This window comes from Vibrio sp. 1727 (genome assembly GCF_033344415.1).
Taxonomy (GTDB): domain Bacteria; phylum Pseudomonadota; class Gammaproteobacteria; order Enterobacterales; family Vibrionaceae; genus Vibrio; species Vibrio alginolyticus.
Window position 1 is genome coordinate 30,660 of the sequence record NZ_JAWPOT010000016.1, and the last position, 22,704, is coordinate 53,363.

17 protein-coding genes and 1 riboswitch are annotated in these 22,704 nt (G+C 44.4%); of the genes, 7 read left to right on the forward strand and 10 right to left on the reverse strand.

Annotated elements, in window-relative coordinates; genetic code table 11:
• Nucleotides 1-56 precede the first annotated feature (56 nt).
• The 4 genes from mukB to cmoM are packed head-to-tail and all read right to left on the reverse strand — an operon-like array spanning nucleotide 57 to nucleotide 7,360.
• The gene (gene mukB, locus R8O10_RS15615) at nucleotides 57-4,520 is read right to left on the reverse strand and encodes a chromosome partition protein MukB (RefSeq protein WP_258478476.1); all 4,464 of its coding nucleotides are present in this window, start codon (nucleotides 4,518-4,520) and stop codon (nucleotides 57-59) included.
• A gap of 2 nt (nucleotides 4,521-4,522) precedes the next feature.
• Nucleotides 4,523-5,248 carry a chromosome partition protein MukE gene (mukE, locus tag R8O10_RS15620; RefSeq protein WP_005378379.1) on the reverse strand — a complete coding sequence of 242 codons (726 nt, stop codon included), beginning with the start codon at nucleotides 5,246-5,248 and terminating at the stop codon, nucleotides 4,523-4,525.
• Nucleotides 5,229-6,566: a chromosome partition protein MukF gene (gene mukF, locus R8O10_RS15625; protein ID WP_017634722.1), complete on the reverse strand. Its 1,338-nt coding sequence runs from the start codon at nucleotides 6,564-6,566 to the stop codon at nucleotides 5,229-5,231. The genes mukE and mukF overlap by 20 nt, the downstream gene beginning before the upstream one ends.
• Nucleotides 6,567-6,568: 2 nt before the next feature.
• Nucleotides 6,569-7,360 (reverse strand): tRNA uridine 5-oxyacetic acid(34) methyltransferase CmoM, encoded by a 792-nt coding sequence (cmoM, locus tag R8O10_RS15630; RefSeq protein ID WP_025998624.1) that lies wholly within the window; start codon nucleotides 7,358-7,360, stop codon nucleotides 6,569-6,571.
• 114 nt (nucleotides 7,361-7,474) lie between these two features.
• Between cmoM and elyC the strand changes: the two genes are divergently transcribed.
• Complete coding sequence (gene elyC, locus R8O10_RS15635; protein WP_005387893.1) at nucleotides 7,475-8,260, forward strand: envelope biogenesis factor ElyC; 786 nt, start codon at nucleotides 7,475-7,477, stop codon at nucleotides 8,258-8,260.
• A gap of 71 nt (nucleotides 8,261-8,331) precedes the next feature.
• Here the strand turns inward: elyC and torR are convergent, their stop codons facing one another.
• Entirely contained in the window at nucleotides 8,332-9,042 is a 711-nt protein-coding gene (gene torR, locus R8O10_RS15640; protein WP_005378370.1) for a two-component system response regulator TorR, read from the reverse strand.
• Nucleotides 9,043-9,308: 266 nt separating this feature from the next.
• Here torR and torD point away from each other — a divergent pair, with 266 nt between their 5' ends.
• From torD to R8O10_RS15665, 5 genes are all read left to right on the forward strand, one after another.
• On the forward strand, nucleotides 9,309-9,956 hold the full coding sequence (torD, locus tag R8O10_RS15645) for a molecular chaperone TorD (protein WP_318191543.1): 648 nt from the start codon (nucleotides 9,309-9,311) through the stop codon (nucleotides 9,954-9,956).
• Nucleotides 9,957-10,424: 468 nt separating this feature from the next.
• Nucleotides 10,425-11,429, forward strand: a complete 1,005-nt coding sequence (gene purR, locus R8O10_RS15650) for an HTH-type transcriptional repressor PurR (protein ID WP_005378368.1) — start codon at nucleotides 10,425-10,427, stop codon at nucleotides 11,427-11,429.
• 287 nt (nucleotides 11,430-11,716) lie between these two features.
• A riboswitch (cyclic di-GMP riboswitch) is annotated at nucleotides 11,717-11,806 on the forward strand.
• Between the two features lie 116 nt (nucleotides 11,807-11,922).
• Complete coding sequence (locus R8O10_RS15655) at nucleotides 11,923-12,513, forward strand: TfoX/Sxy family DNA transformation protein (RefSeq protein WP_318191544.1); 591 nt, start codon at nucleotides 11,923-11,925, stop codon at nucleotides 12,511-12,513.
• Nucleotides 12,514-12,627: 114 nt separating this feature from the next.
• Nucleotides 12,628-13,314 (forward strand): TVP38/TMEM64 family protein, encoded by a 687-nt coding sequence (locus R8O10_RS15660; protein WP_005378366.1) that lies wholly within the window; start codon nucleotides 12,628-12,630, stop codon nucleotides 13,312-13,314.
• Between the two features lie 20 nt (nucleotides 13,315-13,334).
• A complete protein-coding gene (locus R8O10_RS15665; protein WP_017820033.1) occupies nucleotides 13,335-13,655 on the forward strand; it encodes a DUF2007 domain-containing protein in 321 nt (106 codons plus the stop codon).
• A gap of 31 nt (nucleotides 13,656-13,686) precedes the next feature.
• On the opposite strand, the gene R8O10_RS15670 is transcribed toward R8O10_RS15665, so the two are convergent.
• The 4 genes from R8O10_RS15670 to topA all read right to left on the reverse strand — a co-directional run bounded on the left by R8O10_RS15670 (nucleotide 13,687) and on the right by topA (nucleotide 20,503).
• Nucleotides 13,687-14,490, reverse strand: coding sequence for an alpha/beta fold hydrolase (locus R8O10_RS15670; protein WP_017820032.1), 804 nt, complete (start codon nucleotides 14,488-14,490; stop codon nucleotides 13,687-13,689).
• A 109-nt stretch (nucleotides 14,491-14,599) separates the two neighbouring features.
• Nucleotides 14,600-16,057, reverse strand: a complete 1,458-nt coding sequence (gene glgA, locus R8O10_RS15675) for a glycogen synthase GlgA (protein WP_017634725.1) — start codon at nucleotides 16,055-16,057, stop codon at nucleotides 14,600-14,602.
• The gene (gene glgC / locus R8O10_RS15680) at nucleotides 16,047-17,264 is read right to left on the reverse strand and encodes a glucose-1-phosphate adenylyltransferase (RefSeq protein ID WP_005378352.1); all 1,218 of its coding nucleotides are present in this window, start codon (nucleotides 17,262-17,264) and stop codon (nucleotides 16,047-16,049) included. The genes glgA and glgC overlap by 11 nt, the downstream gene beginning before the upstream one ends.
• A gap of 608 nt (nucleotides 17,265-17,872) precedes the next feature.
• A complete protein-coding gene (topA, locus tag R8O10_RS15685; protein WP_005378351.1) occupies nucleotides 17,873-20,503 on the reverse strand; it encodes a type I DNA topoisomerase in 2,631 nt (876 codons plus the stop codon).
• 434 nt (nucleotides 20,504-20,937) lie between these two features.
• Here topA and R8O10_RS15690 point away from each other — a divergent pair, with 434 nt between their 5' ends.
• Nucleotides 20,938-21,186: a YciN family protein gene (locus R8O10_RS15690; RefSeq protein ID WP_005387884.1), complete on the forward strand. Its 249-nt coding sequence runs from the start codon at nucleotides 20,938-20,940 to the stop codon at nucleotides 21,184-21,186.
• Nucleotides 21,187-21,249: 63 nt separating this feature from the next.
• On the opposite strand, the gene aroA is transcribed toward R8O10_RS15690, so the two are convergent.
• Nucleotides 21,250-22,530: a 3-phosphoshikimate 1-carboxyvinyltransferase gene (aroA, locus tag R8O10_RS15695; protein WP_005387883.1), complete on the reverse strand. Its 1,281-nt coding sequence runs from the start codon at nucleotides 22,528-22,530 to the stop codon at nucleotides 21,250-21,252.
• Nucleotides 22,531-22,704: the final 174 nt, after the last annotated feature.

Below are 22,704 nucleotides of genomic sequence, written 5' to 3' on the forward strand. Positions count from 1 at the left end.
GTAAATAGATACAAAAACGCCCGCGTTCATTGCGGGCGTTTTGTTAGATTCGAAGTTTACGATTCAAACTCTTCAATCATCTCTTGTGCTTCAGTCTTAGGCTTATCCGTTTGACCAAAACCACGCAAGCCAACCACGTGTACGTGTTCGTGATCTTTAAACACCTTACGCACCAGTTTGTAGGTCGTACCTTTCTCTGGGCTGATGTTTTCAGGCGCCGCGATAAGAAGCTGCATATCCAGACGGTCACACAATTCGAACAATGTCGCGATCGATTTCGCATCCAGACGCGCGGCTTCATCCAAGAAGAGCAGACGACAAGGCACAATGTCTTTGCTGCGTAGACGACGAGACTCTTCTTCCCAGCTTTGAACAACCATAAGAAGGATTGACTGACCGGTACCGATCGCTTCACCTGTTGATAGCGCGCCAGACTCAGCCTGTAGCCAACCATCTGTACCACGGTTCACTTCTACACTTAGCTCTAGGTAGTTACGGTAATCCAGTAGCTCTTCACCCAGAACTTGAGGTGAACGTTGACCCATATCGATGTGTGGGTTCACGCGTTGGAACAGTTTCGCCATTGCTTCAGAGAAGGTAAAGCGAGTCGATTCAAACAGGTCTTTATGCTGCTCTTGTTGTGTCGCTAGGCCGTTCAGTAGCACTTCGTGACTTTCGCGGATCTTCACGTTTAGACGTACGCCCTTCACCTGACCGAACGAAATATTCGACAGGCCTTGGTTCAGCATACGAATACGATTTTGCTCACGCTGAATCGTCTTCTTAATGATGCTCGCTACTGACTCAGAGCTGATCGCTAAGCGGTTTTCACGTTGGGTTAGCTCTTCCGTTAGACGCGCTAGCTCAACTTCCATCTCTTCGATCGCTTCAACTGGATCATCAGTACGGATGATATCCTGACGAATGCGCTCGCGAAGATGTTGGTAAACCGCGATGTAGAACAGAACTTTACGCTCTGGACGTGCATTGTCTTCTGATAGACGCAGCGCATCACGCAGGTCGTCATTGTTCGCAACCGCGAGACGCAGCGCACCCAGTGATTTATCCGACATTGAACGCAGTTCATCCGCTGACATATAAGCCAGTTCACGCTTGTGTAGACGACGCTCAACATCGTTCTCACGCGCCAGACGAAGTACTGAACACCAGCCAGCTTTCGCTGCAACCACGAACGTACGTAGCTCAACGTATTCTTTCTGAACTTTCTTCAGACGTTTCGCCAAGCCTTTCATCTCTAGTTCAGTAGAGGTGATCGTGCGCTCGTATTCGCTCTTACGACTGCGAGACGTGTGTAGACGCTCGTGCAGTTCGTCACGACGACGCATTGCACGTTCTTCCGCACCTTCGTCCGCATTAACACCAAACTCTTGAAGTTCTTGTTTGAACTCTTGAACCGTTTCCAGTTTCGCTTGGTGTGAACTCTTCAATGATGCCAATACTTGGTTGTATTGGTTCATTTGACCCTGCGATTGCTTCAACTCTTCACGAGAGCGAGTACGCATTTGTTCAGCTTGAACCAGTTTAGCTTTTAGCTGCTCACTCAGTTCGCTACTCTTGTTCAGTAGGTCTACTGAATCTGAGTAAGCGAAGTAGTGACGACGTTCAACGAGATCCGAGAGTGCAAAGATTTGCTTCTTAAGATCTTGTAGCCGCTCGTCTGCCGCTTTGTATTCTGCTTCTAGTGCATCGAATTGCTCTGGGTCAGCATCAAGCGCAGACGCAATATTCTCTAATTGCGTGACGGCTTTTGCATGGTTGTTTAAGAAGTTTTTTGCCTCTGCAAGATGAGCGATTTTCTCTTCTAGCTCATCAAAACGCGCTTGCAATGACTCATCTTCAACAAGCACCATGTGTGACGCTAGCTTGTCCAGAGAAGACAACGCTTGCTTGCTGGTTTGAAGCTGAGAACGTTGTTGTTGCTCTTTCACATCCAGATCCGCCAACACGCGAGCAATTTGGTTACGCTTATCACGAATAGTTGCCAGTGCTTGTTCTGGATCGGCGTCAAAAGCAACCTGAATGTGGTTAGACACAAATAGGTTAAACGCTTGGTACAAGCGCTGCATTTTCTGAGAATCAAACGCCGCTTTTGCGTGTTTCTCTACCACTTCTTCTCGTTCGTTACGCAGCAACTCTAGACGCTGCTCACGTGCCGCACGGCCAAACAATGGGATCTCAGGCAAGCGGGAGTAACGCATTTGGCGATCGTTCATACGAACGCAAACCGCGCCCTCTAACTCTTCTGCATCGAACGAGCTGTCATCAAAGGCATCGATGTCACCTTCAATGATGTACAAGTCTTCTGGACAGTCGTCTAGCTCTACCAGTTTCTCTTCGATACCTGACAGGTCAGAAACAACGATAGCGTGACGAGCCGGACCGTACATCGCACTGAAGTAAGGCGCGTCATCAATCGTGATGTCATCGTAGATCTCAGACAGCAATACGCCGCCCAGTGTATCAGCCAAACCTTTCAGGCGAGGGTCATTTGAACCACCAGGAGAAGCAAGACGCTCAATCTCAGCGTCTAGCTGGTTACGGCGCTCAGCAAGCTTATCTTTAGCTAAAGACAGCTCCCTTTCTTGTTCAAGGACAACTTGCATGTGGTTCATTACCGCATGGCGACCCTCAAGCTCTTCCCCGCTCTGCTCTCTCAGTTTCTCTAGCGCATCGTTCGCCGCGATCCAAGCTGGTGCTATTGCTTCAAGCTTACTGATTTCTGCCACCGCGTTTTGCTCTAGACGGCGCTGTTCACCACGCTGATCACGAACTTCTTCTTGAGCTATCTCTAGTGATTCGATTTGCGTCGCATGACGTTCACGTTCTTGTTCAAACGTAACCTCATCGGTTAGTTCAACGTGATATTGCTTTTTGTATTCAGCAACCAGTTCACGTGCTTGACGCTGCTGGTTAAGGCTGCGTTCGAGATCACGGTGTTGTGCTCGCCATTGTTGTTCGTTTTGTGCAATTTGTTGTGACTCACGCGCTTTCGCAATTGCGGTTTTCGCATGCTCAGACGCGTCTTTGCGCTCAACTTGACCAACGATGCTTTGTACCAGTTTAAGCGCGGTTTCAAACTGCTCTGCCGCTGCAGAAGACATGTCTAGTTTGTGCTTAACCGATAGCAACGCATTGGTGCTTTCTGATTCTTTGTTCTTAAGCTCAGAGACAAGCGCTTGAGCCGATTCCGCCGTTAGGCTGTCATCGCCAAGTAGTTGCTTCGCTTTCTCCAGCGCTTGAACTGCTTGTTGATATTGAAGGGCGCGAGTTTGCTGAACGTCAAGAGCTTGCTGGTAATCAGCAAGTTGCGTCTTAAGGCTATCCACCTCTTCTTCTGCAACGGTAGCTTGCTCTTCAGCCATCATCACGCGTTCTTGCGCTTCTTCGACTACCATCATTTGTTCTTCAAGACGCTCGCTCAGCTCTTCAAGATCTTCTTGGTAGCGTTCGATCTTCTCTTGCTGACGCAGCGCGTTTTGCACCAGTTGCAAGTGATCAGAAGCCGCTTGGTAGTCTTGCTCTAAAGAAGATTCTGATTCGATCAGCAGTTCCAGCTCTTCTTGAACGCGATTAAGCAGATTGTTTTGCTCAATCAAGGTCTCGCGAGAACCAAATAACTCTGAACGCAAAGACAATGTCTGTTCTAGTTTTTTACGACGCTCGTTAGCATGGCGCATATAGTCCGCTGCCACGTAGTTAGTCGACTCTGTGATCAAGTGTTTGAACAAGTCACGGTCTGCTTGCGTAGTTTTGATCGCTTCTAGCGTCATGCGGTTTTCACGCAGCGCCGATTCCATATCTTGGAACGCTTTCTTCACGCCGCCGTTTTGTGGCAGAAGGTAGTCACGTAGCGAACGGGTAATCGCACTTGAGATACCACCGTAAAGCGATGCTTCGATCAGGCGGTAGAATTTAGAACGGTCACCAGAGTTACGCAGTTTCTTCGGAATCACACCGAATTCAAACATTTGTGCGTGGTAATCCACGATAGAAGAGAAGGCTTTAAATTGAACGCCTTCAAATTCTGCGATTGATTCTTTTACTTCATTGATTTGACGTACACGAGCTTGAGTCGCTGATACGCTTTCAATCAAGATATCCGTTGGTTTCACATGGCTTGGAAGACCTTGGATAACAAACGGTTTGATGTCTACTTTCTTATCACGACCCGCAACTTGCTGCAGTTTTACTGCGAACAATAGGCGTTGGTTACGTGAGTTCACCACATCTAGCGCCGCATAACATGCGCCCGGCTGTAGCTTACCGTACAAACCTTTGTCGCGAGACGATTGGCTGCTGCCTGCTTCTGTGGTGTTACGGAAGTGCAGTAGCGTTTGGTCAGGAATCAATGCGGTGATGAACGCCGCCATTGTGGTTGATTTACCTGCACCGTTACCACCTGATAGCGTGGTGACCAGACCATCGATGTCAAACGTACGGGCAAAGAAGCCGTTCCAGTTGACCATGGTCAGCGATTGGTATTTACCGCGTTCAATCATGCTCATGCTTCACCCTCTTCTGTCGTTTCTTCTTGGGCTTGGTCGTCTTGATCTTCTTCAGACAATAGGCTGCCTTGGCTTGGCTCTTTGGTGTGCACTACTGCTTCACCATCACGGATCAGACGCAGTTGCGCTTCACGCATGTCATCGCCAATACGTACATCGGCACCAAAGCGGAATACCGCTTCACTGATGCTGAATTTACCGGTTTCACCGATGTTGATGATCATGCCTAGGCGACGCAAACGACGAAGTGACGTACGTACTTTTTCAAACAGCTTTTCTTTATCAAGGTCAGAACCAGTCGCACGGTTCGTCACTAGCTTCATCAGCTTGTTTTCGTCTGCTAGAGCAAGCAGTTCGTCGTACAGCTCTTGGTTAGTAAAGATGCCTTCGTGCGCAAGACGCTCTGGGCTTAGGTAAAGGAAACACAGTACCTTCCCCACCAGCATATCCAGTTCAGAAAGAACACTACGGCCAATCAGAGACGTTGAACGAGGACGAAGGTAGAAGAAACCTTCTGGCGCTTTCACCAATTCGGTGTTGTAGCGTTGGTAGAAAGAAGAAAGCTCAAGTTCGAAATCCGACAACAACGCGTGATTGTCTAGATCTTCACTTGAGATATGACGCCCTGCTCGAAGCATGCTGTCTAGCGCTGGGAACAGAGGGTTAGAAATTGCTTTTGCCAGATTCTCTGACATGTATTCATTAGTATCGGTCGATGACATTCGCTTGTACCTTTGCCCCAAATTCGTTGATTGCTTTCCAGTCTGGTTGAATCGCTTGGTAATCCGATTCTGAATACCCTAGACGTACAGCTTGATCGACGATAATGCGAGCTAAATCAAAATGATGAGTGTAAGGGTGCTGTGCAAGGTAATCTCGCAGTACCACACTCAAATCGATTGGTGTGCCTTGATCTTTATGCGCTTTTAGCATGTCACCAATTCGTTCAGACAACTCATCATTGACTTGTTGAAACTCTTCGTATTCTACTTCCATCGGAACTTGACCCGTGACCTCGTCATCACGCAGTACTAGGGCCTCATCACGAAGGTCGGAAAGCCTCTCCGCATCTGCATAAGTCAGATACCAAGGCGCATCGAAGTAATCTTTGACAGATTGACGCAGACGCGAGCTAAACGCACGGTTCTTATCCATATCGATTGCAGTACGAATAAACTTGTGCACGTGTCGGTCGTAACCAATCCAAAGGTCGATCGCTTGCTGGCCCCAGCTTGTGATTCGGTCCAACTTCATTTGCAGACCAAACAAGGCTTCTTCGATAAACTCCAGCTCAGGGTCACCGTAAACAATTTCTTGAATATCGAGGATCTGAGTTTGCAGTTCATCACTGGCGGCTTGCAGCGTATCTTGAAGTTCACGCAACGTGCTTGATGTTTCTGACAGAAGTGCTTCACAGTTGTTGATCGCTTCGCGCCAGTCTTTGTTAAGCAGGTCAGCAATCTGTTGTTTCACTGACTGTTGCTGCTCATCCATAACACGTTGGTTGAGGTCAATTTGATCGAAGATTTCGCCTACAGAATATTTTAAAACACCGTATACGTTTTTCTTCCAGTGACCCGGTGTGCCACCTTTTTGTGCTGCCTCAATCGCTTTCGCCATTTCATCCGCTACCATGGATAGCTGGATAGATAGACGCAGTTTTGAGAACTCACGATGACGCACGTAGTAGTCGGTTATTCCTATCGCTAATGGCGACAAGCGGTAAATGCTCGCTCCGTCAGTAATTTCACTGACAAAACGGCTCATAAGACGCTGCTTAACCATCTCGTTGATCGCATTGTTCGCACGAAAAGCGGAGGCTTCGCCGGTCTCATCAAATAGTCGAGTGACGATGGCAAATGCATCATGCAGTTCACCTTCACCCAGTTCTTCATCGAACCTTTCATTACTCAGTACGGCAATGGCTATCAAAAATGCCAATCGCTCTGTGGTCAGGTTCAACGAGAAATCGTGCTGCTTAACCCAGCCAACCAGCTCATCGATTGGTTGCTCTGCAGCATTGAGAGTCATCTCACTCATTGTTATTCCTGTTTATCGTTCTTTTTAGCCCACACATGAATGTAGCGGCCTAATGAGAGGTATGGCTCTTGTCGACAAAGTTGTTTTTCTAGCGCCAACACATCTTCAAACTCGTAATCACCCATGTATTCCATATTGCCTATGTAATCACTAAATGAGCGAATACCAGATTTGCCACAAATATTAAAACCTGAATTTTCTATCCACTGGTAGACTTCTTCAGGTTTTAAGCCTTTTTGCGGCTGTAGTTTAAATCTTTTTCGGTGAGGCATGCCGTCTAATATATGAGGAATGTTGCCACAAACCACGTTTTTATAGACTAAACCGTGGTGGTTGTAGAACATGACTGATGCGATACCTCCCGGTTTTACTTGTTCTAGAACTGTTTCAAGTGCGGCCTTAGGATCAACCAGCCACTCCATCACAGCGTGGAACATAACCAGATCGACCTGTACATCCATATGTTCACCGATGGATTGGACAGGCGAATGAATCAGGCGATACTGCTCAAGCAAACCGTTTTTTTCAATATCCTGCTTAGCCAACTGCAGCATTTCCGAAGATAGATCACATAAAGCGATTCGATGTCCGAGCTTAGCAAGCTTTTGCGACATTTGTGCCAAACCACCACCAGCGTCTAACACTTCTAGGGGTTGCTGGTCAGCATCTAATTCACTTAGAATCTGTAGAAAATCTTCCCACACAATGATTTGGCGGATCTCCCCTTTATCGGAGCCGTAAATATTTTTTGCAAATTTGTGGGCGATATCGTCGAAATTGCGGTCTTCTGTCACTTCTGCTGAGTTATCATAACGGATTGTGCCGCTATTCTGGCACAAGGAAAGCAGGAATAAAGAGGGATACCCTCATTTTTATTATCAATTGATGTTTTTTCGGACTATTTATGTATGTTTGAGCTGAAAAAAGTAGTGTCAGCCATGCTTATGCCCCTTCCGGCATTGCTGCTGATAGGCTTGTTGGGTCTTGCTCTCATTAGTTTTACTACAAAACGTAAAACTGGCTGCTTCGTTGTTCTATTCTCTTTTGTTGGCATTTTTCTTGTTGCCTTCCAACCTGTTTCAACCAAGCTTCTTATGCCGTTAGAGCGAGAGCATAAAGCCTTTTTGCCAGTTTCTGGCACCATCGACTACGTGATGGTTTTAGGGAATGGTCATGTTATCGATGACGAAATTCCACCCACCTCGCAGTTAAGCCGTGCAGCATTAATGCGCTTAACTGAGGGCATTCGTATTTTAAGAATGTATCCAGGCGCGAAATTAATCTTATCCGGCTATGCTGGCGGATCTGAAATTAGCCACGCGCGAATGATGGCGAACGTTGCCCTTGCGTTGGGAGTCGCGAAATCCGATATCATTTTATTAGAAGATGCGAAAGATACGTGGGAAGAGGCGCGTCAAGCGGCTGCATTCGTTCAACAAAAGGAGATTGTGTTAGTCACTTCTGCGAGTCACATGAGCCGTGCATTGTATGAGTTCAACGCAGCAGGCATTAAACCAATCCCAGCCCCGACCAACTTCTTAGCTATTAGCGAGATAAGTCAACCTTGGGATAAATACTCACCTAAAGCGCGTTACTTAGAACAAACAGAGCTTTATTGGCATGAGTACTTGGGCAGTATTTGGCAAAGGTTGCGTGATACTGTCGGCCAAACACCAATGGTTGAAGCAAACTAGTATTATCTTGAAGCCACAAAAAAGGAGAGCCGAAGCTCTCCTTTTCTTTTTACGATTGAGTTATGTTCCAACTAGTCACCAGCAAACATATAGCCTTCGCCGTGCACCGTTACAAAAATCTGTGGGTTCTTAGGATCGAACTCCATTTTTGCGCGCATACGTCGAATAAGAACATCAATGGTGCGGTCATTCGGCGCATCCACTCGATGGCTGATCATGTTCAAAATACGCTCACGACTTAACACCTGGTTAGGATAAGACGATAATGCCACCAAAAGTTCATACTCTGCTTTAGTTAGTTTTACTGGCTCACCGTTGCGGCTAAGTGCGCGACGTTGAATGTCGAATGTCCACTCCCCAAAGCGCACAATGTGCTCTTCACTGGTTTCATTCGCTTTCGAGCTGCCACTGCGCGCTGCTGAAATACGCCACAGCAAGTTTTTAACGCGAACTAACAGCTCTCTCAGTTCAAAAGGTTTTGTCACATAATCGTCAGCACCCATTTCTAGGCCTACGATTTTATCAATGCTATCCGTGCGTCCTGTTACTAATATGATACCAATATCCGATTGGCTACGTAACTCACGAGTAAGCATCAGGCCGTCTTCACCAGGCAGGTTAATATCCAGCATGATCAGGTCTACATCGCCCGCTTGCAAAACTTCACGCATTTCTGCGCCACTCTCTGCTTCGCTGACTTGGTAGCCCTCATTTTGGAAATATCCCGCAAGCTTACTACGAGTTACAACATCATCTTCTACGACTAATACGTGATAGCTCATTTACACCACTTTTCTGTCTTCTTATTATCCAAGACGTATTCTATTCATAACTAGTAACATTTCTAGTCATAGATACATTAAAACGCAAGATTTAGCGTTTTTATTGATTCAAAACAAGCTTGCCCATTGCTATTAATAAACGGTCATTTTTGACCATAAAACATAACAATTATAGTTACTGCTATTCATTTTAATTGATTACACTTAGGGGATATCCCTAATTGACTTTGTGATGCATGACTTGAAGCATCATTCAGGAGCCCAAAATGCAAGAAGTGAAAGCTTTTAATGAAAAACGCGCTGAAATTTACTGGTGGTTTTCGAGCTTGTTCGCAAAAGAACTAACAGAGAAAGAATTGGAAGCCTATCACAGTGTTGAAATTCGCAGTTTTCTCGCAGGTTTAGGTGAAAATGAGTCGCTGAAACCAGCTGTTGATAGCCTAGTTGATGCATTGAATCGGTTACAAGATCGTGAAGATGCACAACTAGAGCTTGCAGCTGACTTTTGTGAACTGTTTTTGAAGACAGAAAAATACGGCGCTCTTCCTTACGCATCCATGTACATTGGTGAATCAGGTTTACTGAATGACAAGCCAGCTGAGGAAATGGAAAAGTTGATGTCTGAATTTGGCGTTCAAGTAGACGAAAACCTAAAGGAACCTGCGGATCACTTAGCCGTTGAGCTCGACTTTCTCGGGAACATGATTATCCGCTCAAACGAGCTTGAACAAGAAAAACACATGGAAGAAGCCTTCGTTAAACAAAACGACTTTATCCAGCAACAATTGATGTCTTGGTTACCTCAGTTTTCAGACAAATGTAAAAAATTCGACGAATTTGGATTTTACTCGAGTGTCGCGAAACTATTAGTTGTATTTTGTAAACTAGACAGCGCCTACCTTCTTGGTGAATAATTGCCGCCTATTTTTAGGGAGCCTGCCTATCGGGCTTCCTGTATGCCTGAAAGTGACCAATTGTAAGTAACTTGGGTATAATATTCGTTTGCCTTAACTTAGCGCAAAGACGCTTGGTTATTTAGCAGTCAAAATGTGACTTCAAATACACAAATCTCTTGCTGAAAACATTGCTAGTCAGTCCACATAGGGCTAAAATGTGAGCGCAAACGATTAAATATGATTTATATGTAAACCGCTGAAATATAGCGGTTTTTGTGTTTTCTTAACAGGTTGATGGCAATTTCTCATCAGATAGAAAAAAGATAAAATTCATCGACCGATGCTGCTACGTACCCTTTTGTCGCACTTGGATCAACCGCTGCCGAGACACTTAGCGCCAATTTTATATTGCTAGGTGTGAAACCATTAGAGCATCAGGTACATCCAATACGACATATTTCAGTAGCTCGATACAGGACACCATTTATGGCCACGATAAAAGACGTTGCTCGCTTAGCCGGCGTTTCCACTACGACAGTTTCGCACGTTATCAATAAAACGCGTTTCGTTGCAGAAGCAACGCAAGAAAAAGTAATGAAAGCCGTTGACGAGCTGAATTACGCGCCAAGTGCCGTTGCACGCAGCCTAAAATGCAACTCAACTCGTACGATTGGCATGTTAGTAACTCAATCAACTAACCTATTTTTCTCAGAAGTGATTGATGGCGTTGAGAGCTACTGTTACCGCCAAGGCTATACTCTGATTTTATGTAACACAGGCGGGATTTACGAAAAACAACGCGATTACATTCGTATGCTGGCTGAAAAGCGCGTTGATGGCATCCTAGTGATGTGTTCTGACTTAACCGAAGAACTAAAAGAGATGCTTGACCGTCATGCGGACATTCCTAAAGTGGTCATGGATTGGGGCCCAGAGAGCTCACAAGCAGACAAGATCATGGATAACTCAGAAGAAGGTGGCTACATTGCAACCAAACATCTGATTGACAATGGTCATACGGATATCGCTTGTCTAAGCGGTCATTTTGAAAAGCTTGCTTGCCAAGAGCGCATTGCAGGTTTCCGTCGCGCAATGAGCGAAGCGAACCTAGCTGTAAATGAAGACTGGATCCTTGAAGGTAACTTTGAATGTGATACGGCCGTATTAGTTGCAGATAAAATTACCGCAATGGACAAGCGCCCGACGGCGGTATTCTGTTTTAACGACACAATGGCTCTCGGCCTAATGAGCCGCTTGCAACAAAACGGGATCAAAATTCCTGAAGATATTTCAGTGATCGGCTACGACAACATCGAGCTTGCAGAATACTTCTCTCCACCGCTAACGACTATCCACCAACCTAAACGTCGTGTTGGTAAAAATGCATTCGAAATTCTACTTGAGCGTATCAAAGATAAAGAACACGAAAAACGAATTTTCGAAATGCAACCTGAGCTTGTAATTCGAAATACTGTGAAAAAAATGAACTAAATTTTACTGTATTTAACCGTGTTAAATAAGCGCTCTACAGGGGCGCTTATTTTTTTGGAAAAATTAAGCATTCCCTAATACTTCACACCACTCTAATAACAATTGACTAACGTTAACTCCCTGTTTTATATAAATGTAATATATATTAAGAACTCCTTTTCAAAGGCCAATTTGCACCTTTCCATATGCAAAATAGAGCATTCAATCTATCATTTTTATTGAACCGAAATCACACTTTTAACGCTAAACCGTGATGTTAATTCAATATAAGAAGTATGCTCATTGTGTCACGCACAGGGCAAACCATTCGAAAGAGTGGGACGCAAAGCCTCCGGCCTGAACCATATTACGATATGGAAGGTAGCGGGGTTACCGATGGCAAGTGTGTAAGCAATGACTTTACTCTGTAATGACATTGTTTTTACGCATGTTTGCTACTCTCTCGGACCTGACTTTTGGTGGCGTAATATTAATTACACCGAGATAACAAAACATGGATAAACCGATACTCAAAGACTCTATGAAGCTATTTGAGGCACTTGGTAATATCAAGTCGCGCTCAATGTTTGGTGGCTTCGGACTATTCGCTGATGAAACAATGTTTGCACTAGTGGTAAACAATCAGCTTCATATCAGAGCAGACCAAAAAACTTCATCTGACTTCGAGAAACAAGGGCTAAAGCCTTACGTTTATAAAAAACGTGGCTTTCCAGTCGTTACAAAGTACTACGCTATTTCCAGCGATTTATGGGAATCAAGCGAACGCTTAATCGAAGTAGCGAATCAATCATTGAAAAAGGCAAAGCTTGAGAAAGAACAGCAAGCAAGTACAAAGCCTAACCGTTTGAAAGATTTGCCTAACTTACGACTGGCTACCGAGCGCATGCTAAAAAAAGCCGGCACCGAATCCGTAGAGAAGCTTGAAGAGGAAGGTGCGCTTAACGCCTATAAAGCGATAAGAGATACGCACTCTGCAACCGTCAACATTGAGTTGCTATGGGCACTAGAAGGTGCTATCAACGGCACTCATTGGAGTGTGGTACCTCAAGCTCGCCGAGATGAGTTGATGAACGGCCTCCAATAAAAGTCGGCCTAAAAACTATCTTGTAAAACCGCAGTCTAATCTGCGGTTTTTTTGTGAAATTTTTTCGGTTTTCCTACTGTCTTATTACATATATCCCAAATTGGAATCAAAATTATGAATAAGAAACTGATATTAGGTCTCATCCTACTAGCGGCTATCGTCTTTTTAGGTATTAACTTTGGCCAGTATTTAACCTTAGAGAATGCAAAAGCCCAACAAGAAGCACTAACTACATACATCGATCAGAATTTTGTATTCTCGGCTGCGATTTACTTTTTTACCTACATTGCAATTACCGCTTTTTCTATCCCAGGAGCGGCAGTAGTCACCTTACTTGGTGCAGCCTTATTTGGTTTTTGGACAAGCTTGCTACTGGTTTCTTTCGCTAGCACTATGGGGGCAACACTGGCCTTCTTAAGCAGCCGATACTTATTGCGTGACTGGGTACAAAACAAATTCGGAAATAAACTCAACGCAATTAATCAAGGTGTCGAAAAAGACGGAGCTTTTTATCTATTTTCCTTGCGTCTAATCCCTGTATTCCCTTTCTTTCTAATCAACTTACTGATGGGCTTAACACCGATGTCTGTAGGTCGATTTTATCTCACTAGCCAAATAGGTATGCTGCCAGGCACAGCCGTATATCTGAATGCAGGTACTCAATTAGCAACAATTGAAAGCCTATCGGGCATTGTTTCACCCGCAGTATTAGCGTCTTTTGCGCTATTGGGACTATTTCCAATCATCACTAAATGGGTTATGAATAAAGTAAGGCCGACACCAAGTCAGCAAAACTCGTAATTGGTGAAGTGGGTATTTTGATGAAAATATTTATCGCTAAAAACCCAGCAGAAGCACACATTGTATGTGAGCTGCTTAAAGTGGAACAAATTTACTGTGAAGTTCGCGGAGAAGGTATTTTCGGCTTAAAAGGAGAACTGCCGTTTGGTGATGATACCGATCCTTATGTGTGGCTTTTTGACACGGCACAAAAGATGAAAGCTGAAGAAATAGTAAAAGCATATCGAAAACAATCCGATAGGCATGAGTATCAAGATTGGCAATGCCCAAAATGTCATGAAATAAACGAAGGGCAATTTGGTGCATGTTGGCAATGTGGATATCAACTAGGAGAGCTATAGCGGCTCTCCTATTCAGTGGATGCACTCAGTTTTAAGCACATACAGCTTGCTGTTTAATAAACTCGATGGAGTGTTGATTGAAGTCTTCTGGACGCTCTACATTGCATACATGACCACAATTCGGGATTTCTCGTAGAATGCTGAGCTTATGTGCTGCAACCATTTCTTTGACAGGTTTAATAAACATGTAATCCCTGTCGCCCATTAAGTAAAGAGTCGGAATGGGTAACTCTCGATCTTTAAAATATTTCATTAACGGATTTACATCAGCGGCAAGAATAAACCAACGTTTAAATTCTTTTTGGCAAAGCTTCTTGGCTTCGCGAATAAAAAGGTGGCGAGATTCTCGTTGGCTTCTTTGAGGCATAACAATATAAGCGAACAGTTTGTAGAGCCACATGTACGGTAGGATATGCTTACAAAAATTACCTAATTTCACCAATATCTGAGAACGAGTGTTAAGCCTTGTGACAGCACCGCCGAGCACCATCGAACGTACGCGCTCTGATGACAATTCAGCAAGGTTTCGAACAATAATAGTACCAAGCGACATACCGACAAAATGAGCGGATTGGATCTTTAAATGGTCCAATACTTTCAAAATATCTTGGGTAACTTCCGTAAAGGTATAACGGCTAGCAATGAGCTCTTTAAGTAACTGATTTGACTTTCCATGACCTCTTAAATCGATCAGCAATAAGTTAAAGTGTTGCTTGTAAGCTTTAATTTGCTTGAACCAGATAGAAGAGCTACCACCAGCACCGTGCACAAATACAACCCACTCATTACTAGTAGGGTGCAAATAGGTTTTATGAAAAAGTAGCGGCTGGGTCATATTGAGTATCAAAAAGATCGTGCTATTGAGTAAAAAGCCATCCTACCACACTCCCCTTACTCAAGATAATAAAGGCACCTCATTCGGTGCCTTTCGTTACAATTTTAAGTCAAACTAACGCTGAGTGGTAAAGCTGCAAATAAGATTCTGCGGCCTTTTGCCAACAAAAGTCTCGTTGCATCGCGTGCAACTGTACTTTATTCACTTCAGGCTCGTTTTGAGCGTAGAGCAACAGTGCCCTTAGCATCGTTAACAACAATGCCTGCGGTGTCGGTTCGAAAAAAACAAACCCCGTTGCTTCAGATGGGTTTACATCATAATCGCTAACGCTGTCCTTTAAGCCACCAACACCGCGTACTATCGGTAATGTCCCATAAGCCATACTATAGATTTGGTTTAAGCCACATGGTTCAAACTCAGAAGGCATCAAGAAGAAATCAGAACCAGCTTCAACGATATGCGCAAGTTCATTGTCATACGCTTCTACAAAGGCAAATTTGCTAGAAAACTGCGCGGCAACCTCTCGTAACTGAGCGGCAAGAACAGGGTCTCCGGTCCCAACGACAACTAGCTGAACATCGTGCTTTAAAAAATCGGCCAAAGCAGGCAACAAGTAATGAACGCCTTTCTGCTGGGTCAACCGACAAACCATACCGAACATAGCTACATTTTTTTCGGGCAAATTTAGTCGTTGTTGTAATGCTTTTTTACAAGCTTTCTTCCCTTGCGACATACTTTGCTGGTCGGCGCAGTAATTAACCGGCAAGTAGGTATCAGTTTCCGGATTCCAAGCACTGTAATCACAACCATTCAAGATGCCGACTAAGTCCTGCGCGCGTTGCTGAAACTCCCAAGCCATGCCGTGACTGCCAAGCTCTGTTTTTAGTTCCTCTGCGTACGTAGGGCTAACCGCGTTTATCTTATCTGCATTCATTACACCAGCTTTAAGCATCGTAATATGCGTTGCACTCACCGCAGCATCGGGAACGTTTCTACAATGAAACTCTGGCAAACACTGCACGTCTTCATAACTAAATACGCCTTTAAAGACCGCATTGTGAATTGAAATGACGCTTTTAGTATGAGCAAAAAACGGATCATTGCCATACCTGTGCTTGAGCAAAAATGGAACAAGACCTGTGTGCCAATCGTTCGCGTGTATGATATTAGGTTGAAAGGCGAGCTTGGGTAACATATCGAGACATGCTGCACTAAAAAACGCAAAGCGCTCGCCGTTATCAGTATACGCTTGGTTGTTCTCCGCATACATTGATGGTCGATTGAAATACGGCGGACAATCAATCAGGTAAACAGGATTTTGACCTAACATGAGCCGCAAAACTCGATACTCCGTATGCGGCCATGATGTTAATTCTGTTTCTAATACAACTTCTGCGTCTGCGAGTTTATCAATACTGCTGTACGCAGGGATGGTAATTCTTACGTCTTGCTGTAGGTTTTGAAGGGCTTCCGGTAGTGCCTTGGCAACATCTGCCAAGCCACCACTTTTAATGAGGCCTTCAACCTCAGAAGCTACAAACAGAATAGATAAGTTGTTAGTAGCCAACTCGAGCTCCTTTCGGAATAACAACAATGCCCTCCTCAGACACGTGGAAGTGTTTTTTATCTTCTTGAAGATTCACACCAATCTGAGTACCAGGAGCAATATCGGCATCCTTGTCGACAATCACACGACGTAAAACACATCCTTCGCCAATTTTTACGTCACCAAGAAGTATACATTCGCTGATATCGCAAGCAGAAGCAATATTACTGCGAAAACCAAGCACCGACTTTTCGATTCTTGAGCCTCTAACATAGCTGCCATTACACACTAAACTATCGATTATCTGCACACGACCATTATCAGAGTCGGTAAATGTCGCAGGTGGCAATGGTGGGTAGTAGGTATGCAATGGCCATTTACGGTTGTACAGCGAAAATGGTGCATCTTTTTCTAGCAGATCCATATGCGCTTGCCAGTACGCATCAATAGTTCCGACATCACGCCAGTACACCTCTTCTTTTTCGCCACTGATTTTGTTGGTACTGAAGTCATACACGAACACATCACCTCTAGGGAACATCTTTGGAATGATGTCCTTTCCAAAATCATGTGATGAAGCTTCATTATCCGCATCTTCGACCAACTCTGAGAACAGTACCTGAGCTTCAAAAACATAGTTACCCATTGAAACTAAAGCGTAATCAGGGTCACCAGGAATCGACTTCGGATTTGCTGGTTTTTCTTCAAAGCCAATCATACGACCTTCACTATCGACTTCGATAACCCCAAATTGCGACGCCTCTTTTAGTGGCATGCGCAATGCAGATACCGTCAGAGAAGCCTTCTTTTCTGAGTGGAAGTTCAGCATTTGTTTGATATCCATCTTATAGATATGGTCAGAGCCAAAAATACAAACTTGCTCTGGTTCCTCTAATTCCATAAAACGCAGGTTTTGATAGATCGCGTCCGCCGTCCCTTCGTACCAACGTTTACCAGTACGCATTTGAGCGGGAATAGGATCGATAAAGCGGTCTGTAATGCCGTTGATGTTCCACCCCTTTTTTAAGTGATGGAATAAAGATTGAGATTTAAATTGGGTTAGGACGTAAATGCGCATCAGATCCGCATTAACAAAATTGTTTAGAGCAAAATCGATCAATCGATAACTACCACCAAACGGTACCGAAGGTTTACTGCGAGATTCCGTTAAAGGTCTCAAACGAGAGCCTTCACCGCCAGCAAGAATCATTCCCAAAACACCAGCCATTTGTTGTTCTCCATATCGTTATAGCTTGGATTTGGTACTCGCTTGAATGAGTCATACTCGGGGAGTCAAGCGAATACATTTAGCAACCGTCTCTGAGTTTCTGTGAACTCTTACAACACGGATAAAAAAGCTACGGCACTTCCAGTATGCAACGTCCACTCTTTCCTTATTTTTTGACGCAAACAATGCACACAGTTGCACTAATTTTTGTAATAAATTATCTAAGCGGGTTCTAAATTACAATTTTTAATACGCCATTCTGTGTACCATACAGCTCTTGCGTACTCAAGACGATATCTAGATCACACATGGAAAAGCAAACGATTACATTGTGAAAACAATTTACGAACGGATTCACTACACCGCCGATTTTTTAGCCCAATGTATAACAAATATGTGAATGCAAAATGAAAGTTACAACGAATATTTTTTACATAAAAAATACATCAGCGACTACGAAATATTGATGCAGGGATCTTCTTGCGTCAGCAAAACTCAGTCAAAGCAGCAAAGATCTATACGAACAACACAATGGCCTTTACGCAAAAACAAAACGCAAAAAAGGCAGCGATATCGCTGCCTTTTTACATCACTTAGATCGTACGTTTTTATGCTTTCGCTTTTTTACGCTTATCAGTGACTTCCCACTTACCGTCAACAAAGAGCGCTGTCCAACCACTTGGCTTACCGTTCTCTTCCGAACGAACGTAGTTCTCTTTTGTTTTGCGACTAAAGCGTACGACTGCAGGACGACCATCAGGATCTTCTTGCGGTGCGGTCGCTAGGTATTTGAACTTCTCAGGTAAACGCTCTTCAAAACGTGCCAGTTCAGCAACCAAAGGAGCACGTGTCTCGCGCGATTTCGGGAAGTTGCTTGCCGCCATAAATAGACCTGAAGCACCATCACGAAGTACGAAATACGCATCTGAGTTTTCACATGGCAACTCGGGGAAATGAACAGGATCTTCTTTCGGGGGCGCGACTTCGCCATTCTTCAAGATCTTTCGAGTGTTCTTGCACGTTTCGCTCGTACAATCCATGTATTTACCAAAGCGACCGTTCTTAAGCACCATATCAGAGCCACATTTGTCACATTCAACAACTGGACCATCGTAGCCTTTTACTTTGAACTCGCCGTATTCAACAAGGTAGCCTTCACAGTTCGGGTTATTACCACAAACATGCATCTTACGCTTGTCATCAATCAGGTATGCGTCCATCGCTGTTTCACAGATCGGACAACGCTTTTTAGCACGAAGAGCTGCGGTTTCAACGTCTTCTTCTAGAACGTTAATAATACCTTCTTCGTCACCCAAGTTGATGGTTGTCTTACAACGCTCTTTTGGTGGTAACGCGTAACCTGAACAGCCTAAGAACACACCTGTTGAAGCAGTACGGATGCCCATTGGACGGCTACACGTCGGACATTCGATATCCGTCATGACGATATGGTTTAGCTTCATACCGCCTTCTGACTCATCCAATTCCGCTTTTTCAAGATCGCCAGTAAAATCAGCAAAGAAGTTGTCTAACACAGCTTTCCAGTTCACTTCACCTTCAGCGATTTGGTCCAATTTCTGTTCCATACGCGCAGTAAAGTCGTAGTTCATCAAATCGTTAAAGCTGTCATCAAGGCGGTCAGTAACAATTTCACCCATTTTTTCAGCGTAGAAACGGCGCTGATCAACTTTCACGTAGCCACGATCTTGAATCGTAGAAATGATCGATGCGTAAGTCGACGGACGACCAATGCCTCGTTTCTCCAGCTCTTTAACCAGTGCTGCTTCAGTGTAGCGCGCAGGTGGCTTTGTAAAGTGCTGTTTAGGGTCAAGTGACTCTAAGCTTAGCTTATCGCCAAGTTGTACCGCTGGAAGGATTGTATCCTCGTTTTTGCCCATTGGACGCTGTACACGAGTCCAGCCGTCAAATTTAAGGATACGGCCTTTCGCTTTAAGCGTGTATTCTGCCGCTTTTACGCTAATGGTTGTTGAATCGTATTCTGCTGGCGTCATTTGACACGCTACAAACTGATTCCAAATCAAAGCGTAAAGTTTGTGCGCATCAGCATCGACACCTTGCAGGTCTTCCGCCTTAACACCCACATTTGAAGGACGGATCGCTTCGTGCGCTTCCTGTGCTCCTTCTTTGCTACCGTACGTCAATGGTTTCGCTGGTAGGTACTTATCACCAAACTCAGAACCAATAAAGTCACGTACAGCGTCCACAGCCTCGGCACTTAGGTTAGTCGAGTCAGTACGCATATAAGTGATGTAACCGGCCTCATAGAGGCGCTGAGCTAGCATCATGGTCTTTTTCACGCCGTAGCCCAGACGTGTACTCGCTGCCTGTTGAAGCGTAGAGGTGATGTAAGGTGCTGAGGGCTTGCTCTTTGTAGGGCGGTCTTCACGCTTACATACTTCGTAACTTGCATTCTCAAGTACAGACATCGCTGCTTTGGTTTCTGCCTCATTAACTGGCTTAAACGCAGAACCGTCTTTCTGAGCAACAAGCAGTTTAAAGTCCGCTTTGTCTTTCGTTTTCGTATTCGCATGAATGTCCCAGAATTCTTCTGGTACAAACGCGTTAATCTCACGCTCGCGCTCAACTAACAGTTTCACCGCAACAGACTGCACGCGACCAGCAGATAAACCACGAGCCACTTTTTTCCAAAGTAAAGGTGAAACCATAAAACCAACGACACGGTCCATGAAGCGACGTGCTTGTTGGGCATTTACACCATCCATGTTCAGCTCGCCAGGTGTCTGGAAAGCTTGTTGGATCGCGTTTTTCGTAATTTCGTTAAAAACTACACGTTTGTATCGCTCTTCATCGCCACCGATGATCTCACGAAGGTGCCATGCGATTGCTTCTCCTTCGCGGTCCAAATCGGTTGCGAGATAAACGCAATCTGCGTCTTTGGCGAGTTTTTGTAGTTCGTTGACAACTTTTTCTTTGCCTGGAAGGATTTGGTAATTCGCTTCCCAGTCATGATATGGGTTAATCCCCATCTTTTTGATCAACGCTTTGCGGTCTTTCTCTTTTTTAACGCGCGCTTTCTCTTCCGGACTCATCCCTTTAGTTGAGATGGCTGCGGCTTTTTTCTCACCAGTGCTTTGACCGGCCGTAGGCAGATCACGCACATGACCAACACTAGACTTAACAATAAAGTCTTTACCAAGGTACTTATTTATCGTCTTTGCCTTGGCTGGTGACTCCACTATAACGAGTGATTTACCCATAACTGACTCTAACGTCCTTCATAATAATGCGGGTAGAAACCTTGTTTAAAGGCCACCCGCATAATGTTCTATTTCATTGCTTCTTTTTTTACTATTGTGCGAGATGAAAAGAAGATCAACTGCTTTTTTGAAATTCAGATCCGATTGGTTGACAATTCATCGTCTTTATACTTCAAAGAGACAGGGTTCTGAAAGGTATTGAGCGGCATATCTAAACAGGCAAACTTAGCATCCGCTAATCCAATGCAATAAATTTTGTTACCCATCACAAAATAGTTTGGTTCAATGCTCTGCCATCTTCCTCCGCATCATGCTTATACTCTAAAAATTGATCTGTTTAGTCTTACTGAACGATTGACTGAATTAATCATGCAAACCCATTTTAGTTGTAGGTATACTCAGCGTTCTTAACTGAATAGGATGGTAGAAAGAATATGTCTGATAGAACGTTTATCGAAGAGTTCGACCTTCTTTTGATCGCTAACCAAATCATCCAAGAGCACGATGATTACATCGAGGGAATGCGAGCAACAAGTGTAGAAGAAAAAGAAGGTGTTTTAGTTTTTAAAGGTGAATACTTCCTTGATGACAAAGGTTTACCAACTTCAAATACGACTGCAGTATTCAATATGTTCAAATACTTAGCGCATCACCTTTCTAAGGAATTTACGCTGGTTAAATAGTATTGGGAAACCAAAAAGCCAGAGTGTTATTCACTCTGGCTTTCCTGTTTCAGGTCAGAATATTTAGCAGCTTAAAGCCTTAAGTTTGTCGAAGTAGTCAGGGAACGTTTTCGACGTACACTTTGGATCGTTAATCGTCACAGGCGTATCACTAAGTGCCACCAGCGAAAAACACATCGCCATTCGATGATCATCGTAAGTATCAATCGCAGCATGCTTTAACTGAGAGACAGGTTTGACGATGATGTAGTCTTCCCCTTCTTCCACTTCCGCACCAACTTTACGTAACTCAGTCGCCATAGCTGACAAACGGTCTGTTTCTTTTACACGCCAGTTATAAACGTTACGAATAGCGGTAGTGCCTTCGGCAAATAACGCTGTTGTCGCGATGGTCATTGCAGCATCAGGGATATGGTTGTAATCCATATCAATGCCTTTTAATTGACCAACACGTGAAATTACGTAGTCATCACCCCATTCAATTTCTGCACCCATTTTTTCAAGCGCATCAGCAAATTGAATATCACCTTGAATGCTGTTTTTACCGATACCCGTGACTTTAACTTCTCCGCCTTTGATGGCTGCCGCCGCCAAGAAGTAAGAAGCAGAAGACGCGTCACCTTCAACCAAGAAATCACCTGGAGCGATGTATTGCTGACCGGCTGGGATCACAAACTCTTGATAGTCGTTGTTGATCACATCGACTCCAAACTGCTTCATGATATGCAGGGTGATATCGATATAAGGCTTAGAAACCAAATCGCCTTCGATGTTGATGCGAATTTCACCTTCAGCCAATGGCGCAGACATTAAGAAAGCGGTCAAGAACTGACTTGAAATGGACCCATCGATAGAAACTGTACCTGCTTTTAGGCCAGTACCAATTATTTTGAGAGGCGGAAAGTTCTCGTTTTCCATGTACTCAACGTTCGCACCAGCATCTTTCAGTGCCGTGACAAGGTGACCAATTGGACGCTCTTTCATACGAGGTTCGCCCGTCAGTACATACTCCCCTTCTCCAAGACAAAGAGCCGCAGCTAATGGTCGCATCGCAGTGCCAGCATTGCCGAGAAATAACTCTACCGGCTCTGAGACAGAAAACGGACGCCCAAGGCCTTCAACGAGACATTCTGTTTTATCTTCGGAAAGTTGGTATTGAACGCCTAGTTTAGTCAGCGCATTCAGCATATGACGGATATCATCACTGTCGAGGAGATTAGTAAGGCGAGTTCTGCCTTTAGCAAGAGCAGCAAGTAAAAGAGCTCGATTAGAAACGCTTTTAGAGCCAGGAAGGTTCACTTCCCCTTGAATTTTATTGATAGGTTGTAACGTTAGGCTTTCCATTAAAAGTTGATAATCCTTTGTGCCCTCAACATACGATTTTTTATGAGGGCTAAACAATTCTTCGTGAATTCAGACTACCCAAAAAAACACGACAAAACCAGAGTAAATCGGCGCTAATTTATGAATATCCTCAAGCAGCCTAAAGATACAGAATTAAAGGCATTGCCAGCGATG

Excerpts from the sequence above, each read along its gene's own strand:
- mukB (WP_258478476.1), bottom strand. The coding sequence starts at position 4,520 with ATGATTGAACGCGGTAAATACCAATCGCTGACCATGGTCAACTGGAAC.
- mukE (WP_005378379.1), bottom strand. The coding sequence starts at position 5,248 with ATGTCATCGACCGATACTAATGAATACATGTCAGAGAATCTGGCAAAA.
- mukF (WP_017634722.1), bottom strand. The coding sequence starts at position 6,566 with ATGAGTGAGATGACTCTCAATGCTGCAGAGCAACCAATCGATGAGCTG.
- elyC (WP_005387893.1), top strand. The coding sequence starts at position 7,475 with ATGTTTGAGCTGAAAAAAGTAGTGTCAGCCATGCTTATGCCCCTTCCG.
- torR (WP_005378370.1), bottom strand. The coding sequence starts at position 9,042 with ATGAGCTATCACGTATTAGTCGTAGAAGATGATGTTGTAACTCGTAGT.
- torD (WP_318191543.1), top strand. The coding sequence starts at position 9,309 with ATGCAAGAAGTGAAAGCTTTTAATGAAAAACGCGCTGAAATTTACTGG.
- purR (WP_005378368.1), top strand. The coding sequence starts at position 10,425 with ATGGCCACGATAAAAGACGTTGCTCGCTTAGCCGGCGTTTCCACTACG.
- R8O10_RS15655 (WP_318191544.1), top strand. The coding sequence starts at position 11,923 with ATGGATAAACCGATACTCAAAGACTCTATGAAGCTATTTGAGGCACTT.
- R8O10_RS15660 (WP_005378366.1), top strand. The coding sequence starts at position 12,628 with ATGAATAAGAAACTGATATTAGGTCTCATCCTACTAGCGGCTATCGTC.
- R8O10_RS15665 (WP_017820033.1), top strand. The coding sequence starts at position 13,335 with ATGAAAATATTTATCGCTAAAAACCCAGCAGAAGCACACATTGTATGT.
- R8O10_RS15670 (WP_017820032.1), bottom strand. The coding sequence starts at position 14,490 with ATGACCCAGCCGCTACTTTTTCATAAAACCTATTTGCACCCTACTAGT.
- glgC (WP_005378352.1), bottom strand. The coding sequence starts at position 17,264 with ATGGCTGGTGTTTTGGGAATGATTCTTGCTGGCGGTGAAGGCTCTCGT.
- topA (WP_005378351.1), bottom strand. The coding sequence starts at position 20,503 with ATGGGTAAATCACTCGTTATAGTGGAGTCACCAGCCAAGGCAAAGACG.
- R8O10_RS15690 (WP_005387884.1), top strand. The coding sequence starts at position 20,938 with ATGTCTGATAGAACGTTTATCGAAGAGTTCGACCTTCTTTTGATCGCT.
- aroA (WP_005387883.1), bottom strand. The coding sequence starts at position 22,530 with ATGGAAAGCCTAACGTTACAACCTATCAATAAAATTCAAGGGGAAGTG.